The organism is Desulfocurvus sp. DL1XJH-121, from assembly GCF_054819825.1.
The window spans coordinates 42,581-59,228 of the sequence record NZ_JBTVWW010000006.1 but is presented as its reverse complement, the minus strand read 5'-3'; the positions used below and the strand labels follow the sequence as shown (position 1 = coordinate 59,228).

General features: G+C 65.2%; 13 protein-coding genes. 2 read left to right on the top strand and 11 right to left on the bottom strand.

Annotated features, from left to right (window positions below; genetic code table 11):
• Nucleotides 1-76: 76 nt before the first annotated feature.
• Both ACYYG1_RS05910 and ACYYG1_RS05905 read right to left on the bottom strand, forming a co-directional pair.
• Nucleotides 77-1,036 (bottom strand): DUF368 domain-containing protein, encoded by a 960-nt coding sequence (locus ACYYG1_RS05910; RefSeq protein ID WP_461209364.1) that lies wholly within the window; start codon nucleotides 1,034-1,036, stop codon nucleotides 77-79.
• Nucleotides 1,037-1,234: 198 nt separating this feature from the next.
• Nucleotides 1,235-1,879: a protein-L-isoaspartate(D-aspartate) O-methyltransferase gene (locus ACYYG1_RS05905; RefSeq protein WP_461209363.1), complete on the bottom strand. Its 645-nt coding sequence runs from the start codon at nucleotides 1,877-1,879 to the stop codon at nucleotides 1,235-1,237.
• Nucleotides 1,880-2,036: 157 nt separating this feature from the next.
• Between ACYYG1_RS05905 and ACYYG1_RS05900 the strand changes: the two genes are divergently transcribed.
• The gene (locus ACYYG1_RS05900) at nucleotides 2,037-2,474 is read left to right on the top strand and encodes a CBS domain-containing protein (protein ID WP_461209362.1); all 438 of its coding nucleotides are present in this window, start codon (nucleotides 2,037-2,039) and stop codon (nucleotides 2,472-2,474) included.
• Nucleotides 2,475-2,597: 123 nt separating this feature from the next.
• Here ACYYG1_RS05900 and ACYYG1_RS05895 read toward each other — a convergent pair whose 3' ends face one another.
• The 5 genes from ACYYG1_RS05895 to ACYYG1_RS05875 form a co-directional block, all read right to left on the bottom strand.
• Nucleotides 2,598-3,143 (bottom strand): hypothetical protein, encoded by a 546-nt coding sequence (locus ACYYG1_RS05895; RefSeq protein ID WP_461209361.1) that lies wholly within the window; start codon nucleotides 3,141-3,143, stop codon nucleotides 2,598-2,600.
• A 390-nt stretch (nucleotides 3,144-3,533) separates the two neighbouring features.
• Nucleotides 3,534-3,803: a HypC/HybG/HupF family hydrogenase formation chaperone gene (locus tag ACYYG1_RS05890; RefSeq protein WP_461209360.1), complete on the bottom strand. Its 270-nt coding sequence runs from the start codon at nucleotides 3,801-3,803 to the stop codon at nucleotides 3,534-3,536.
• A 30-nt stretch (nucleotides 3,804-3,833) separates the two neighbouring features.
• Nucleotides 3,834-4,337 carry a HyaD/HybD family hydrogenase maturation endopeptidase gene (locus tag ACYYG1_RS05885; RefSeq protein ID WP_461209359.1) on the bottom strand — a complete coding sequence of 168 codons (504 nt, stop codon included), beginning with the start codon at nucleotides 4,335-4,337 and terminating at the stop codon, nucleotides 3,834-3,836.
• A gap of 85 nt (nucleotides 4,338-4,422) precedes the next feature.
• Nucleotides 4,423-6,141, bottom strand: coding sequence for a nickel-dependent hydrogenase large subunit (locus ACYYG1_RS05880; protein WP_461209358.1), 1,719 nt, complete (start codon nucleotides 6,139-6,141; stop codon nucleotides 4,423-4,425).
• Between the two features lie 70 nt (nucleotides 6,142-6,211).
• Nucleotides 6,212-7,165 carry a hydrogenase small subunit gene (locus tag ACYYG1_RS05875; RefSeq protein WP_461209357.1) on the bottom strand — a complete coding sequence of 318 codons (954 nt, stop codon included), beginning with the start codon at nucleotides 7,163-7,165 and terminating at the stop codon, nucleotides 6,212-6,214.
• Nucleotides 7,166-7,756: 591 nt separating this feature from the next.
• Here ACYYG1_RS05875 and ACYYG1_RS05870 point away from each other — a divergent pair.
• Complete coding sequence (locus tag ACYYG1_RS05870) at nucleotides 7,757-9,070, top strand: M23 family metallopeptidase (RefSeq protein ID WP_461209356.1); 1,314 nt, start codon at nucleotides 7,757-7,759, stop codon at nucleotides 9,068-9,070.
• Between the two features lie 69 nt (nucleotides 9,071-9,139).
• Here ACYYG1_RS05870 and ACYYG1_RS05865 read toward each other — a convergent pair whose 3' ends face one another.
• The 4 genes from ACYYG1_RS05865 to ACYYG1_RS05850 all read right to left on the bottom strand — a co-directional run bounded on the left by ACYYG1_RS05865 (nucleotide 9,140) and on the right by ACYYG1_RS05850 (nucleotide 16,537).
• The gene (locus ACYYG1_RS05865) at nucleotides 9,140-11,311 is read right to left on the bottom strand and encodes a bacteriohemerythrin (RefSeq protein WP_461209355.1); all 2,172 of its coding nucleotides are present in this window, start codon (nucleotides 11,309-11,311) and stop codon (nucleotides 9,140-9,142) included.
• Nucleotides 11,312-11,491: 180 nt separating this feature from the next.
• Nucleotides 11,492-12,103 carry a flavodoxin family protein gene (locus ACYYG1_RS05860; protein ID WP_461209354.1) on the bottom strand — a complete coding sequence of 204 codons (612 nt, stop codon included), beginning with the start codon at nucleotides 12,101-12,103 and terminating at the stop codon, nucleotides 11,492-11,494.
• Complete coding sequence (gene ung, locus ACYYG1_RS05855) at nucleotides 12,100-12,741, bottom strand: uracil-DNA glycosylase (protein ID WP_461209353.1); 642 nt, start codon at nucleotides 12,739-12,741, stop codon at nucleotides 12,100-12,102. The genes ACYYG1_RS05860 and ung overlap by 4 nt, the downstream gene beginning before the upstream one ends.
• A gap of 214 nt (nucleotides 12,742-12,955) precedes the next feature.
• Nucleotides 12,956-16,537 carry a PEP/pyruvate-binding domain-containing protein gene (locus ACYYG1_RS05850; protein WP_461209352.1) on the bottom strand — a complete coding sequence of 1,194 codons (3,582 nt, stop codon included), beginning with the start codon at nucleotides 16,535-16,537 and terminating at the stop codon, nucleotides 12,956-12,958.
• Nucleotides 16,538-16,648 lie beyond the last annotated feature (111 nt).

Here is a 16,648-nt window from a genome sequence, read left to right as displayed (position 1 = left end):
TGCCCGCCCGGTCCCGGGATGTCCAGTTCACCTTACTGCTTCCCCGGGCCAGGCAAAAGCCCCGGGACGAAAAAACTCACGCCCGGCCGCGACGCGCCGCCCATTCCAGCCCCAGCACCACGAGGACCCCGGCCAGGGCCAGGCCCAGGGCCAGGAGCGCCTCGCCGTCCAGGGAGGCGGGCAAGACGTTCTTTTCGGCCAGCACATGGACCTTGCCCCGGATGACCACGGTCTGCAAGGTTTCCTTGAAAGGCCAGATCTTGCGCATGGCTCCGAGCATGAAGCCCGTGAGCAGGGCCACGGTGAGCCCGTGGTGCCGGGCCAAAAGCCAGGACAACAGCCGCGAGAACCCCGCGATGCCCACCAGGCAGCCCGTGGCGAACACGGCCAGCACGGCCAGGTTGCCCGCGTCCAGCGGGTTGCGCAGGGCCGCGGTGACGAACTCGTACTTGCCCAGGATGAGCAACAGGAACGAGCCGCTGATGCCCGGCAGGATCATGGCGCAGATGGCGATGCCCCCGCAGAGGAACAAGAACCACGGGTCCTCGGGGGTGGTCACGGGGATGAGCCCCACGATGCACCAGGCCGCCACGGCCCCGGCCCCCAGGGCCAGGACCGCGCCCGCGTTCCAGCGCCGCACCTCGCGGCCCACCACCAGCACCGAGGCCCCCACCAGCCCCAGGAACAGGGACCACACGGGCACGGGATGGTTCGTGAGCAGCCAGTGCATCAGCCCGGCCATGGACACCAGAGCCAGGCCGATGCCCGCCAGGAGCGGGACCAGGAAGCGGAAATGCGCCTCGGCCAGGGCCGCGCTGAAGTCCAGCCGGGCCAGGGCCAGGAGGAACCGGACGTTCACCGAGCGCACGGCCAGGAGGAGGTCCTCGTAGATGCCGGTGATGAAGGCCATGGTGCCGCCGGAGACGCCGGGGATGATATCCGCGCCGCCCATGCAGAAGCCCTTGGCCGCCAGGAGCAGGGCCTGGGGCCAGGTGCGCGGCCCGGGGCCGGCCATCCAGGCTTGCTTATAGGTCATGTGCGGAAAATCCTCCGGCGCGGGTTCCTTCCGGTCTTCGAGCCTGGCAAATCATTAAAAACATCGGTTTGCGCAGGCCGTTCCAAAGTAGTGAGATGCAAGGCGCAAGAAAAATTCAGGCCCGACGCGTATCCCAATACGCGAGGGTCTGGATTTTTCGCAGCAACGCAGCAGATCGCTGCTTTGGGGCGGCCTGCGCTAGAAGCCGTGGCGGCCTACGAGGTCCACGAAAAGCACGCCGCCCTTCTTCTCCCGGGTCACGGCCCCGTTCTGTTTGCGCACCATGACCAGGTCCTGGTTCTGGCGCGAACCGCCCACGGGGATGAGCATCAGCCCCGGGTCGCCCAGCTGGTCCACCAGGGGCGGCGGGACCTCGGGGCCTCCGGCCGTGACGATGATGCGGTCGAAGGGGGCCTGCTCGGGCCAGCCCAGGGTGCCGTCGTCCAGCTTGCAGCGCACCGCCGAATAGCGCATGCGGGTCATGCGCCTGCGCGCGGCCAGGTGCAACTCCCGGATGCGCTCCACGGTAAAGACCTGCGCGCCCATCTCGGCCAGCACGGCGGCCTGGTAGCCGGAGCCCGTGCCGATCTCCAGGACCCGCATGCCGGGCTCCACCTCCAGGAGGTGACTCATGAGGGCCACGATGTACGGCTGGGAAATGGTCTGGCGGTGGCCGATGGGCACGGGGTTGTCCGCATAGGCCTGGGCGTGCAGGGCCTCGTCCACGAAATCATGCCGCGGGATGCGCCGCATGGCGGCGAGCACGGCCGGGTTCGTCAGCCCCCTGGCCTCGATCTGCTCGCGCACCATCCTCTCCCTGCTGCGCCTGGGATCCACCCTCAACGGCCGCCCTCCTCCATAGCGATGTCCCGCGCGGACGCGCGCGTGAAGGGGTTCCATCAGATTTCAGTGCCCAAGTCAACAAAGCGCGCGGTCCCGGCCCCTTGACAGCCCGCCGGGGATGCGGGAATCTTATGTAACTACAACAAGGAGCCCTCGCATGCTCAAGGTAACAGACCTGATGACGCAGGAAGTCTTCACCCTGCGTACGTCCGACACCCTCAAGACGGCTCGATCCATGATGTCCCTGGCCCGCATCCGCCACATCCCCATCGTGGGCGAGAACATGGAGTTCAAGGGCCTGGTCACGCACCGGGACATCCTGAACGCCACCCTCTCGCAGTTCGCGGAGGTGGACCGCAGCACGCGCGACGAGATCGAATCCGGCATCCCCATCGCCGAGATCATGCGCACGGACGTGAAGACCGTGGCCCCGGACTCGGACCTGCGCAGCGCGGCCGAGTTGCTGCTGAACCACAAGTACGGCTGCCTGCCCGTGGTGGGCGACGAGGGCCTGATGGGCATCATCACCGAGGCCGACTTCCTGAAGCTGACCCTGAAGCTGCTGGAGGCCTTTGAGGGCGAACCGGAGCTCTGAACCGGCAACGCCGCAAGCGACGAGGACGGCCCCGCCCTTCCACGCAGGAAGGCGGGGCCGTTTTTGGTGATGGACGGCCGCCGGGCGGACGGCCGTCCCTGGGGGGAGGGTAAGGAAAGGCCGCTACTCGTTGGGGAACAGGGGCTCGGAGCCAAAACGCAGCTGGGCGGCCTTTTCCGCGTCCCAGCCCTTTTCGGCCCACTCCCTGCGCACCTCGTCCAGGTCGATGACCTTGGGCTCCACCAGGGTGAATCCCTTGGCGTCGCACCAGTCGTGCCTGTCCGCAAATTGCCCGTCGTAGCGCACCTCGTCGAGGATATAGTAGTTGGGGACCCCCATAATGCGATCCCACATGTGCACCAGGAACTCGAACTTGGAGGGATCGAACGAGTCCACCCCGTCCCAGTTCCAGGAAAACTTGCAAATCTCGTTGTCGTAGCCCAGCACGCAGAGGTACTTGGCCTTGCTGTCCAGGTACATGCGGCGCCGCACCTTGAGCGGCGTGGCCGTGACCGCGCCGGCCTCGAAGGGAACGGTCTCCCCGTCCAGGGTCACGCGGATGTGGCAGTCGTCATCTATCTTCATCCCCCAGGTGGCCGTGTTGCCCTTGCGCCACCAGCGGAGAGGCTTGTCCTTGTAGACTTCCGCACCCTTGTCCCGGATCCTCATTGCCGTGTTCTCGGAAATGGGATGCAACGCCAAGTCGCAGGAATGACCGTGAACGGCAAATGTGAGTCGCATAACCTTGACCTCCTCGCCAAAGCGCATTTGTTCGTTGACGCCCTGCCCTTTGCACCAGCCGTGCCGCTGCCATGTCATGGCGACAAATTGCATGATTAAGCCCCCGCCCTCTCGTGAAATTGTTCCCATAATTATCCCACGAAATCATCGCGCAAAACGCCCGTTCTGCGCGTTTGCACGATGGCCGACGAATATTTTCCTGGACCGCGCAACATTGCGCCAAAACAGACAAGACTGCCGTGCGAGGGCAGCACAAAGGCCGCGCTCCCGAAGGAACGCGGCCTTTGCACCATCAGCCCGGAATCAGGGCGAAAAAGGTCAGGAAAGGTCGAAGGCGGTGTTGCCCACGGGCTTGACCCCCGTGAGCTCGGTCATCTCCTGCAACAGGGCGATGGTCTTCTCGGCCTCCTCCTGTTCCACGATGTTGATGGCGAATCCGGCATGCACCAGCACGTAGTCGCCCAGGGCAGGCTTCTCGGGCAGAAGCATCACCGCGCACTGGATGAAGGTGTCGCTGTCGCCCACCTGGACCTTGGCGATGTCGTCGTCGATGTAATCAACTATCTTGCAGGGCGTAGCCAGGCACATGTTCGCCTCCTTGGCTTTGATGCGGTCGGCTCAGGCGGCCTTGGGGCTCCAGGAGCCGCCGGCGTCCTCTATCTCCTTGAGCACGTTCTCGATCATCTCGGGCACGCGCTCCAGAAGCTCGGGGTTGATCTCCAGGCTGGGGTCGGTCTGGTAGTCCTTGGGCTCGATGCCCACGATAACGGCCGAGGGCCGCTTGCCCGTGACCAGTTCGCAGCAGCAGAGCGTCTCCAGGAGGTCCATGTCGTGGACCGAATTCTTGAAGGCCACGGACAGGCGCACGTCGTCGCCCGTGAGCCGGTACAGGGTTCCCGGCGGATGGCCGTTGATCACCGCGTCCACGACCACCACGTGGTCGGCCTCGGTGATGGGGTCCATGAGGATGATGCCCCGAACCCCGCCGTCCATGACCGTGACGTTGTCCGAGAACTCGTACTCGCGCTGCATGCGCTCCACGACCCGGACCCCGATCCCCTCGTCCCGCAGCAGGATGTTGCCCAGGCCCAGGACCAATATCTTCTTGTCTTCCTGCGTCACGAATGCTCCTCGAACAAAAGAAAGAGGGACCCGGCCCGAAGGCCGGGTCCCATCATATAAGGCTTCAACCGTTACTGTCCACCCGTTAGCAGACCTTGAACTTGTAGGTTTCGTTGGTCTTGGGGTCGATGATATGCACGCCGCAGGCGATGCAGGGATCGTAGGAGTGGACGGTACGCAGGACCTCGACGGGCCGCTTGGGATCGAACACCGGGGTGCCGATCAGCGCCTCTTCCACGGGGCTCAGGGTGCCGCTGTCGTCCCGAGGTCCGAGGTTCCAGGTGGACGGAACCACGAGCTGGAAGTTCTTGATCTTCCCGCCCTCGATCTCGATCCAGTGAGACAGGGTTCCGCGGGGGGCGTTGACCGCGCCCACGCCGAAGGCCGAGTCGGGCATCTTGAAGGGAGCGACGACGTCGGTCTTGCCGGCGGCGACGTTCTTCTCCAGCTTCTCGATCCAGGAGACCATCTCGTCGCCGATGACCTTGGTCTCGATGCAGCGGGCGGCGGTGCGGCCGAGCGTCGAGAACAGGGCCGCGGGGCCCACGCCGAGGTGCTTGAGCACGGCGTTGACCAGGGCCTGGGTGGGCTTGTGGCCGCGCACGTAGGAGACCAGGGTCTGCGCCAGGGGGCCGACCTCGGTGGCCTTGCCGTCGTAGCGCGGGGCCTTCATCCAGCTGTATTTGCCGGTGGCGCCCGTCTCCATCTCGTTCAGGCTGGTGTACATGGGATCGGTGACGCCCTTCCAGGGATGCTTGGGCGAGCCGTCCTTGTACCAGCTGTGCTTCACGTGCTCTTCGACCATCTTCAGGTCGTAGTCGTGGACCTTGGAGATGTCGTTGTTGAAGATGGCGCCGTGAGGCAGGAAGCGGCTGTCCTGGTCGGCCTCGTCCATGGGGAACTCGCCGCAGCTCATGAAGTGCGTGGTGTGCCCGATGCCGCCCCAGTCGAGGTAGTACGGGGCCACGGCCAGCACGTCCGGGATGTAGAAGGTGTTCACGAAGTCCATGGTCTCCTTGAACAGGGCCTTGAACTGCGCGATCATTTCGGGCTTCAGGGCATCGTAGCAGGTGATGCCGCCCTCATACAGGCTCTGGGTGTGCGGGTTCTTGCCGCCGATGATGGCCATCATGCGGGACGGCAAGAGCTGCAGCTTGAGAGCCAGCAGATAGTGATGGGTGGCGATGAGGTTCAGCTCCGGCGGCAGCTTGTAGGCCGCGTGGGGCTCCAGGAAGTAGGCGTTGGTGAAGATGCCCAACTGGCCGCCTTCCACGAACTTCTTCAAGCGCGCCTGGGTGGCCTCGAACTCGGCCACGGTGTGCTTGCGGTGACCCAGGCCGGCGGTGTTGGTGATCTCGGCGGCCTTCTTGGGGTTGGCGGACAGCGCGCTGACCACGTCCACCCAGTCCAGGGCGTGGAGATGATAGAAATGCACGATGTGGTCGTGCAGGAACTGCGAGCCCAGGAGCAGGTTCCTGAGGATCAGGCCGGTCTCGGGGATCTTGCCCGAGACGCCCACGGCGTTCTCGACGCAGCGGGTGGAGGCCAAGGCGTGCACGTGCGTGCACACGCCGCAGGAACGCTGGGTGAAGTGCTTGGCGTCGCGGGGGTCGCGACCCTGAAGGATGATCTCCAGGCCGCGGAACAGCTGCGAGCTGGACCAGGCGTTCTTGACACGGCCGTTCTCCACCTCGACCTCGATGCGGAGATGGCCTTCGATCCTGTTGATGGGGTCGATGACGACTTTACCGGTGTAGTCCCCAACAGGGGTGACCGGGGCTGATTTCGGCTTACAACCTGCCATGGTTTCCTCCTATGAAATTGCTCGAAAGTCTCTTCGTGTTTCCAGATACTCCAATGCGCCTCGGATCAGGCTACGCGGACTCGTAGAAGGGACTCATGGTGTCCCAGAAGTCCGGCTCGGAGCAGCCGATGCAGGGGTGCCCGGCCTGGATGGGGAAGCTGACCTGGTTGAACAGGACCTTCGGGCAATTGTTGAAGGTATCCGGCCCCTTGCAGCCGAGCTCGTACAGGCAGTAGCCCTTCTTGGCTTCCTCGGAATCGAAGGACGGAGCGAACATGCCCTCTTCGAAGTACTTGAGGCGGGGGCAGTTGTCGTGCACGGACTCGCCGTAGAACAGGGTCGGACGGCCCACGTCGTCCAGCTCGGGGAGGCCCTTGGTCAGGAAGTAGACCACGGTGCCGATGAAGCTGATGGGATTCGGGGGGCAACCGGGAACGTTGACCATCACCGCGCCGCCCAGGGCCTCGGAACAGCCCTTGGCCTCGGTGGGGTTCGGGGCGGCCTTCTGCACGCCGCCGTAGGCGGCGCAGGTGCCCAGACAGATGGTGGCCAGGGCCTTGGGGTACATTTCCTCAAGGATGGAAAGCATGGTCTTGCCGCCCACCTTGCCGTAGACGCCGCCGTCCTTGGTGGGGACGCCGCCCTCGAGCACGAGAACGAACTTGCCCTCGTTGTCGTGCACGGTCTTGTGCAGGGCCTCTTCGATGGCCTCGCCCGCGCACTGCATCAGGGTCTCGTGGTAGTCCAGGGAGATCACGTCGAAGAGCACGGTGGCGATGTCGGGCTCGGTGCTGCGAAGCACGGACTCGGAGCAGCCGGTGCACTCGGCGAAGTGCAGCCAGACCACCGGAGGCCGCTTGTCGGAGGTCAGGGCCTGAGCGACCTTGGCCGGGGTGAACGTGGCGTCCGCAGCCATGGCGGCGGACACAGCGGCACAGAACTTCATGAAATCACGGCGTGAAACCCCTTTCGCAGCCAAGGATTCCAACACATCATTCCTACCGCTACCGATTGAACATTTCATAAGACACCTCCATAGTTACTAAACCCTTCCTCGGGTGCGCATCTTTGATCCCGCAGACAACCAGATTCTTCAGACCTGGGAGGAAGATGCGTTGGGCCCCGAAATGTGAAATATTTCACCAGCCTCCCAGGGGAGACCGAGCGGCAGGGTGCTGACTTTGCGAGAAGACGCACCCTGTCGTCCTATTCAGGAACAAATATGTAACGTGAAAGTTGGCAATATGTTCAACACACTTTTTTCGGGAGGTCAATACAAATCAAGAAATTTTCGGGTTAATTCCGACATATTCTCAACTGGTTAGAGGTTTCACTCAATGTTATGTCATTTAGTAACACCATTGCTGCATTCGTATACAGCGTGGTAACTGTTCAGGCGATTCTTTATATATTAACCCATCACCGCACCACCAGGGTAACACCTTTTTTGTTTTCGTATTACAACCTATCCCATCACAGCCCGATTTTCCGTACAACAGCGAAATGCGCCCGAAACACGCGCCGGACCGCCGGGTTGAGAGTCCTCGGGGAAAGAGCTATCCTCGGCCACCGAAAACAAGGACCCACAAGGAACCAAACCAGGAGCAACATCGCTTTGACTTCGCACACGAAATTCACCGTCCTGGTCGTCGTGGCCGTGGTGGCCATGCTGGCCGGGGGAAGCCTCGTCTATTTCAAGGACACCACCCCGCCCCAAGTGACCCTGACCCCCGCCCAGGGCGCCGTGGGCCCGAATACGCAATTCACCCTCGCGGCCGAGGACCCCTCGGGCCTGCGCCTGATGTCCGTGACCCTGGAAAAGGACGGGACGACCCTGCCCCTGTGCGGCGAAACCCCGGCCGGAAAGCCCGCCAGCGCCAAACTGGCCTTCACCCTGGGCGACGCCATCAAGGGCATCAAGGACGGCCCTGTGACCCTCAAGGTCCTGGCCGTGGACGGCTCCATGCACCGCCTGAACAAGGGCAACGCGGCCGACCTGGCCTTCACCCTGACCCTGGACCGCACCAAGCCCCGCATCGCCCTCACCAGCATGCAGCACAACCTGAACCGGGGCGGCTGCGGCGCGGTGGCCTACACCCTGAACGAGCCCGTTCATGAGAGCGGCGTGCGCGTGGGCGACCATTTCTTCCCGGGCCACGAGCTGGCGCCGGGCTCCTGGGCCTGTTTGTTCGCCTTTCCCTGGGACATGGAGCTCAAGGACTTCCATCCCGTGCTGGAGGCCGAGGACATGGCGGGCAACCGCCGCGAGCGCGGCTTCGCCTTCCACGCCAACGACCGTGAGTTCCGGCACGACACCCTGAACATCCCGGACAGCTTCCTGGAAGCCAAGATGCCGCAGTTCGAGCAGGACTACCCCGACGAGACCAGCCTCCTGGGCGTGTATCTCAAGGTCAACAACGAGACCCGCAAGCAGGACCGCGAGGCCATGCTGGCCCTGGGCGCGGACACGGCGGACAAGCCCCTGTGGAGCGGCCCGTTCCAGCGCCTGCCCAACGCGGCCAACAGGGCCCAGTTCGCGGACCACCGCACCTACCGCTACCAGGGCGAGGTGGTGGACCACCAGACCCACCTGGGCATCGACCTGGCCTCGGTGCGCAACGCCCAGGTCCCGGCGGCCAACGCGGGGCGCGTGGTGCGCGCCAGCGAAAACGGCATCTACGGCGAGAACGTGGTCCTGGACCACGGCATGGGCCTGATGACCATGTACGCGCATCTCTCGCAGATCGACGTGGCCGTGGGCGACGCGGTGGCCAAGGGCCAGATCATCGGCCGTACCGGGGTCACGGGCCTGGCCGGAGGCGACCACCTGCACTACGGGGTCTTCCTGGCCGGAGTGGCCGTTAACCCCGTGGAATGGTGGGACCCGCACTGGATCAAGAACAACGTCAAGGACCGCCTGGGCATGTAGGCCGGGCGTGGATCATGATGAAAAAAGCCCCCGCGGCGCACGCCGCGGGGGCTTTTTGTTCGAGGCGGCCTACTCCAGACCGGCCTTTTTCATGGCCGGGACGTATTTCCTGTCCACCTTCATGATGTGATTCACGAGCCAGTCCTTGAGGAAGGTCAGGGCCTTCATCTCCACGCCCGGCTTGCCGGCGAGCCAATCCTTTTCCAGCTCCACGACCTTCTTGACGATATCCGCGTGTATGCCCTGGTGATTCTGGATGTCGTCGTATCCGGCCTTCTGCATCATCCCCACCTCGGTGGAGAAATGCACATGCACGTATTCCTTGAGACCCGTGAGCAGCGAGGCCACCCGGTCCTTGCCATCCCCCTTGTGCACGGCCCGGAACAGGCCGTTGATCATGTCCACCAGACGCCGGTGCTGCTTGTCGATGGAGGGGACATCCACGGCCAGGCTCTGGCTCCAGGGCAGGAAGACCATCTCGCCGTCCCCCCGGGCCGCCGAATCGGCATCGTAGGACACCTTGAGCCTGTTCTCGGACAGGGTGGAGACGATGCTCTCCAAATCGTTGACCGCGCTGAGCAGCTCCCCGAGCAAGCCGATGCTTTCGGTGGCCCCGCGCACGGAATCCTTGGCTATGCCCGTGATGCGCTCCATGACCCCGCTCACCTCGTGCCCGGCCCGGGACTGCTCCTCGGCCAGGGAGACGAAGGGCCGCACCCGGGCCGACGTGCCGGACACGATCTCCACGATCTCCGTCAGGGCCCTTCCCGCGCCCCCGGCCAGACCGGAACTCCTCTCCACCGCCCCCAGGGCCTGGCCCATGCCCGCGAGGGTGCTGCGGGTCCCCTCCTGGATGGCGTGCACGGCCTCGCTCACGTCGGTGGTGGCCTGCATGGTCTTCTCCGCCAGCTTGCGCACCTCGTCGGCCACCACGGCGAAGCCCCGCCCGGCGTCCCCGGCGCGGGCCGCCTCGATGGCCGCGTTCAGGGCCAGGAGGTTGGTCTGGTCGGCGATGTCGTTGATCAGCGTCAGGATCTGGGTGATGCCGTCGGCGCGGCGGTTGAGGTCGTCGAGGCTGATCTTCATGCTGTTGGTGCTCTCCTGCACCGAGGCGATGGCCCCCACCACCTCGGCCACCGTTCCCGCCCCGCTCTCGGCCGTGTCCTTGGCCAGATCGGCGTTGTCCGCGGCCTCGGCCGAGCTTCCCGCGATCTCATTGCTGGCCTGGTCCATGCGTTCGAGGCTGACCGCCACCTCGCTGTTGAGCTCGCTTTGCAGGGCCGCGCCCTTGCTGACCTCGTCGATCTTTCCGTTCAGCCGCGCCGTGGCCCGGCCCACCCGCTCGGTGAGCCCCTTGATGGCCAATGCGGCGTCGTACATGCCCTGGCGTTTGGCCTTTTCGGCCTCGGCCAAAGCCTCCCGGGCGCGGCGCGAGGCATCCTCGGACTCGGCCAGGCTGCGCCGGGCCAACTTGTCCTTTTCGCGCAGGTCGGCCAGGGCGTCGCTCAGGGACGCGACCATGCCCACCAGGGCGTCGCGCAGGACCTTGAATTCGCCGACGTAATGGCCTTCCCTGCATTCGGGAACGCCGCCCTCGGCGACGCAATCCGTGAATTCCTTCAACCCCGTCAGTGGCTTGGACACGCTGATCCGGATGAACAAAAAAGTCAGCACCACGCCCAGAAGGGCCAGGGCGCAGCCCCCGGCCTGGATCCACAGCAGCCGGGAGACCTTGGCCTCGGACTCGGCCTGGAGCATGCCCACGGCCTTGTTCATGGCCCCGAGCACGGCCACGCTGTCCTTGAGGAGCCTGTCCCGGCCGGACTCGTCCAGCCCCAGCAGCAGCTTGCGGTACGGCTCCCACAGCGCCTCGACCTTGTCCAGCTGCGCGGCCACCTCGCCCGAGGGCAGGGGCAAGTCCGCGGCCGGGCCGGAAGGATTGAGGGTCAGGGGCGCGGGCCCCGAATTCCGCAGGGACCGCAGGGTGGTCTCGAAAACCCTCACGGTCCCTTCCAAGTTCGAGCGCAGCGCCTCCCTTCCCTGCCCCTGCTCCTCCACGCCCAGCAGATGCAGGGCCTCCTTGGCCGCCTTCTGGCTCAGCATGCGCTGCCGCCCGGCCAGGTTGATGACCAGGCCGTCGGCCTTCTGCTCCCTGGACACGCTCAGGGTGGCCCCGGCCAGCACCAGGGTCACGCAAAACAACCCCATGGCGGCTATGGTCAACCGCACTGAAATGGACATTCCCGCCTCCCGATTCGCAACCCGCTAAAAATAAAAGACAGGCTATATGCTATCACAGGGCGAGGATTCCTGCCAACCCGGGCCGAAAATTTCGGCCCGTGCGTGGAAGACAAGGATGGGGAAAATCGCGGGAAAAAACGGAGCCCGGCGTGGGACCGCGCCGGGCGAGAGCGAAACGTATCAGAAGCCCAGGGAACGAGCCAAATCCCGCCCGGCCTGCGCGGCCAGAGCCAGCACCTCCGGCCGCTGCGCCACGGCCCCGCGGTCGAACACCCCCAGCACTTCGACTTCGGCCACGATCTCATAGCCCAGGGCCGCCAGGGGCAGACGCATGGCCTCCATGGCCACGCCCATATCCGCCCTGCTCTCCTGCTCGGCCACGGCCGCGATGACGGCCTTGCGGCCCTGCCCGGCCAGCCTGCTGGACCAGGGGCGCGGGCGGGCGTCGCCGAAGTCGTAGTAGCAGTACAGGCGGTCGATGAAGGCCTTGATCCGCGCGGAGACGTTGTAGTTGTGCACCGGGGTCGCCAGGACCAGGCCCCGGGCCTTTTCCAGCAGGGGATAGACGGCCGTCATGCCGTCCGAGAACCCCGTGCAGGCCTTGTCCCTGCGGCAGGACTCGCAGCCCGTGCAGGCCGCGAAATCCACCTCGCGCAGGTGCACGGCGCGGCTTTCCCCTCCCGCCGCGCGCGCGCCGTCCAGGACCGCGTCCAGGATCAGATGCGAATTGCCCTCCTTCCTCGGGCTGCCCTCGATTCCCAGGATCATGGCGTCCTCCCCCAGGGCTTTCACCAGTCCACCGGTTTCTCGCCCCTGGCCGCAAGATGCTCGTTCACGGCCGCGAAATGCCCGCAGCCCAGGAACCCCCGGTGCGCGGAAAAGGGCGAGGGATGCGCGGCCGTGAGCACCAGATGCCGCTCCCGGTCCACGAGGGCGGCCTTGGAGCGGGCGAAATTGCCCCAGAGCAGGAAGACGAGGCCCTCCCGCTGCTCGGACAGGGCTCCGATAATGGCGTCGGTGACGCCCTCCCAGCCCAGGCGCGCATGGGACCCGGGCTTGCCCGCGCGCACCGTGAGCACGGCGTTCAGGAGCAGCACGCCCTGCCGCGCCCAGGGGGTCAGATCCGTGGAGCGTCCGGCCACGGCCCCGCAGCTCGCGTCCAGCTCCTTGAAGACATTGCGCAGGGACGGGGGCGTACGCAGGCCCTCGGGCACGGAAAAGGCCAGCCCGTGGGCCTGGCCCGGTCCGTGGTACGGGTCCTGGCCCAGGATGACCACGCGCACCGCGTCGAAGGGCGTCAGCTCCAAGGCGCGCAGCTCCATGCCCGCCGGAGGATAGACCTCGCCCGCGTCCGCGCGCGCCCGGGCCAGCAGATCGTCCACCGTTCCGTCGGCCAGAGCGGCCACATGCTTCTTCCAGGTCTTCACCATGCCTCCCATCGTAACATCACCACTGACCGTTCAAAAATAGTGAGATGCAAGGCGCAAGAAAAATTCAAGACCGAAGCGTACTCTCCGTACGTGAGGGTTTGAATTATTCGCAGCAACGCCGCAGATCGCTGTTTTTCAACGGTCTGAAAAGAAAAACGCTCCCCGGGCCAGAGCGCCGGGGAGCGTTGATTATCCATATGACCCCGCGCCCGGTCTAGCCGAGCTTCTTGCGGGTGGCGGCAAGGGCCTCCTGCTGCTCCTGGAAGGTCGCGAAACCCGCCTGGTGCAGGGCGTCCAGCACCGTGCCTTCCCAGTCCCAGCTGGCGTAGATCACGGGCTTGTGGAACACGGAGCGGAAGGCCTCCATCTCCTGGCGGTAGAAGCGCTCCTTGTCCGCGTCCAGGTTGTCGCGCAGCTGCTCGGCGAAGCGAGCCAGCTCGCCCTCGTACCACTCCATCAGGTCGTTGGCGGTCTTGTACTTCTTGAGGATGTGGCCGTAGTTCTTCTCCTTGAGCAGCGCCACCAGGTTCGCCAGGTGCCGCTCCTTGAGCCAGGCCCCGAGCTTGTCCGAGGGGATGTTCAGGGCCTCGACGTCGGCCATGTCCAGCTTGGTGCGGTGGTAGGTGTCCGGCACAACCGAGGCCGACGCGATGCCCGCGATGGCCACCAGGCCTCGCAGGATCACGCTGTTGGACACGCCCTGGCCGCAGAAGCCCACCTTCTTCTGGAACTTCTGGCCCGTGAAGATGGTCACCAGGATGGCCCAGACCACGGCCGGGTCCTCCTCGTCGTAGATGTGCTGCAGGCGCGAGTTGTCGCGGTCCGTGGCCAGCACCATCTGGGTCATGTCGTTGGAGCCGATGGAGAAGCCGTCGAACTCCTGGATGAACTGCTTGGCCAGGATGGCGTTGGCCGGGATCTCGCTCATCATGATCAGCTTCAGGCCGTCCACGCCGCTCTTCACCTTGTGGACCTGCTCCAGGTAGCGCTTCATGGAACGGGCCTCCTCCAGGGTGCGCACGAAGGGCAGCATCATCTGGAGGTTCTTGCCGCCGAATACGCCGCGCGCCAGCTTGAAGGACTCGATCTCCCAGTCGTGCAGGTTCCGGGACACGCCCCGGTAGCCGATCATGGGGTTGTCCTCGTAGGCTTCGAACAGGCTGCCGCCGATGAGGTTCCTGTATTCGTTGGATTTGTAGTCGGTGGTGCGGTAGATGATGTCCCGCCCGTAGAAGGCCATGGCGAACAGGGCCAGGCTCTGGGACAGGGTCTGGACGTAGTGCTCCTTGCCGTTGCGGAAGCCGCGCGAACGGATGATGCCCCGGATGCGGTCCTTCAAGGTCTTGACCTCGTCGATCTCGCGGGTCAGGCCGACCTTCAGGGCCACGTCGCGACGCAGGGCGCCGATGCGCTCCAGCACGTCCTGGACCATGGGCTCCTCGGCGATGCGCGCGCAGTGGGCCTGGACCTTGTCCAGGGCGTCCTGGCGGCGCTTTTCCGCGTCGGGGTCCGTGCCCGGGGTTTCGAGGATCTCGGTGTAGCCCATGATCACGGCCACGTGGGCCTCCAGGTCCTCGCTGGTCTTGAGCACGTCCAGGCGGCGGGTGGCCAGCTCCAGGTGCGTGTCCAGCTGCTTGTCCAGTTCGCGCAGGCGGCGGTGGATGGCCAGGACCTCGTCGGTGGTGCCCCGGCTGCCCGAGGACCGCTCGCTGATCTCCTCGATCTCCTTGCCCAGGCCCGTGACCACGGCCACGTATTCACGCAGCTTGAGGTCCAGGTTCTGCACGCCCTCGGCCAGCTGCTCCTTGACCACCTTGGTCAGGCGGGCGTCCAGGGAGCGCAGCTTCTTGTTGATGAGCACGTCCAGCTGGCCGTTGTCGTAGGCCTCCAGGGCCAGGGGATGCACGGCGATGTTGCCGAGCATGAATTCGGCTCTGAGCAGCCCCACCTCGAAGTCCGGCACCTGGCGCAGGCGCGACAGGAACAGGGACTGGCCCACGTCGGCCAGGATCAGGCCGACCTTGGTCTTGGTGGCGGGCAAGGCGGCCACGTCGATCTCGCCGCCCTTCTCCACCAGGGGCAACAGCCCCCGGTAGACGTGGCCGCGGGAGCCGTCCACCGTGACCTCCTGGCCGTCCAGGCTGCGCAGCACCTCGGCGCGCTGGATGCCGATGACGGCGGGGATGCCCAGCTCGCGGGAGGTGATGGCCGCGTGGGAGGTGTCGCCGCCCACGTCGGCCATGATGGCCGAGGCGATGCGCATGCCCGGCACCATGTCCGGGTCCGTGCGCTCGGCGGCCAGCACGTCGCCCTTGTTGACCTTGTTCAGCTCCAGGGCGGAGCGCAGGAACTTCACGGTGCCCTGCCCGGCCCCGCGCGACGCGCCGTTGCCCTCGATGACCATTTCGGCGGTGGCCAGGGCCTTGGCGTCCACCTCCATGCGGCGCATGAAGATGGTGCTCGGGTGGGTCTCGAATTCCTCGTTCCAGCGGGTCTCGGGCCGGGCCTGCACGAACCACAGGCGGTCCGAGGAGTCGATGCAGAACTCGGTGTCCATGATCATCCCGCCGTAGGCCTTGGAGATGGCGCGCACGCCGCAGGCCACGTCCTCGGCCTGGGCCAGGGACAGGGACCACTGGTAGGCCTCCAGGTCGTCGACCTTGACCAGCTTGGTGCCGCCCTCGGCCTGGTAGACGATCTTCTTGTCCTTGTAGCCCATGAAGCGGATGACCACCTCGGCGGAGTCGTCGCGCTGGAAGACGTAGAACTTGTCCGGGGTGACCATGCCGCCCACCACGGCCTCGCCCAGGCCGTAGCTGGCGTCGATGGAGACCAGCTCCTTGCGGTCCGTGCCCCGGCAGCCGGTGGCCGTGTCCGCGGAGAAGGCCGTGCCCGAGATCACGGGGTTGATCATGCGCATGATGCACACGGACAGCGACGTGTTCTCGATGGCCCATTCCTTCTTGGCCACGGCGGCGAACTCGTCGTCGCCCGTCTCCTCGGCCTTGGCGATGGCGTCCAGGATGGCCTCGCGGCGGTAGGTCATGGAGCGCAGGTTGTAGGCGGAGGCGCAGTCCCAGTGATAGGCGTCCACGCACATGTTCTCGCCCACGATGTTCAAATAGGTGTCCTGCAGCCCGGCGAAGGCCTTCTTGCGGCTGTCCTCGCCGGCGGCGGAGGAGCGCACGGCCACGGGCACGTCTTCCAGACCCGCCTCCTTGCAGATGTCCAGGTAGGCGCGGCGCACCTCGGCGTCCACCTCGGCGGGCAGATCCACGGAGAGGATGGCCGACTGCACGAGCACCGAGCGCTTGCGCAGCTGGTCGATGCCCTCGGGGCTGGTGGCGAAGCCCTCGACGATGTTGTTGATGAAGGACCGCAGCTTGACCAGGGTGCCCTTCTCCTTGGAGTCGTAGACGATCCTGGCGATCTTCTTGACGAACTTCTGGAGGTACTCGGGGTCCTTGTTGATGTCCTCGTTGGTCCAGTCGATCTTCGAATACTCGGCGTCCACCGTGGAGCGGATCAGCGCCGCGTTGACCCTGGTTTCGTCCAGGAGCTTGTGGAAGGCTATGGAGGAAATGGCGCGGAACTGGGGCGCGCGGATGCCCTTGACCTGGCTGATGATGGCGGTGTTGTAGTTCTTCCCGCCCACCAGGATCTCGGCCTCCTCGCCAATGCTCACGATGTCGGCGCCCGTGAGCACCGTCTGCTTGGAGGCGCCGGCCTTGGCGGCCCCTTTCTTCTTTGCGTTCGAGGGCTTTGTATCGGTCTCGGCACTTTTGGCTTTAGCCATTGTGTCCTCCTCCTTTGAGGCGCAGGAACATGCTGATGCGCGGGCGGGCCGCCCTTCGGCCCACGGCGCGAGTTTGTATTGAGGCGGCCCGCCGTTTCCGGCGGGCCGTGG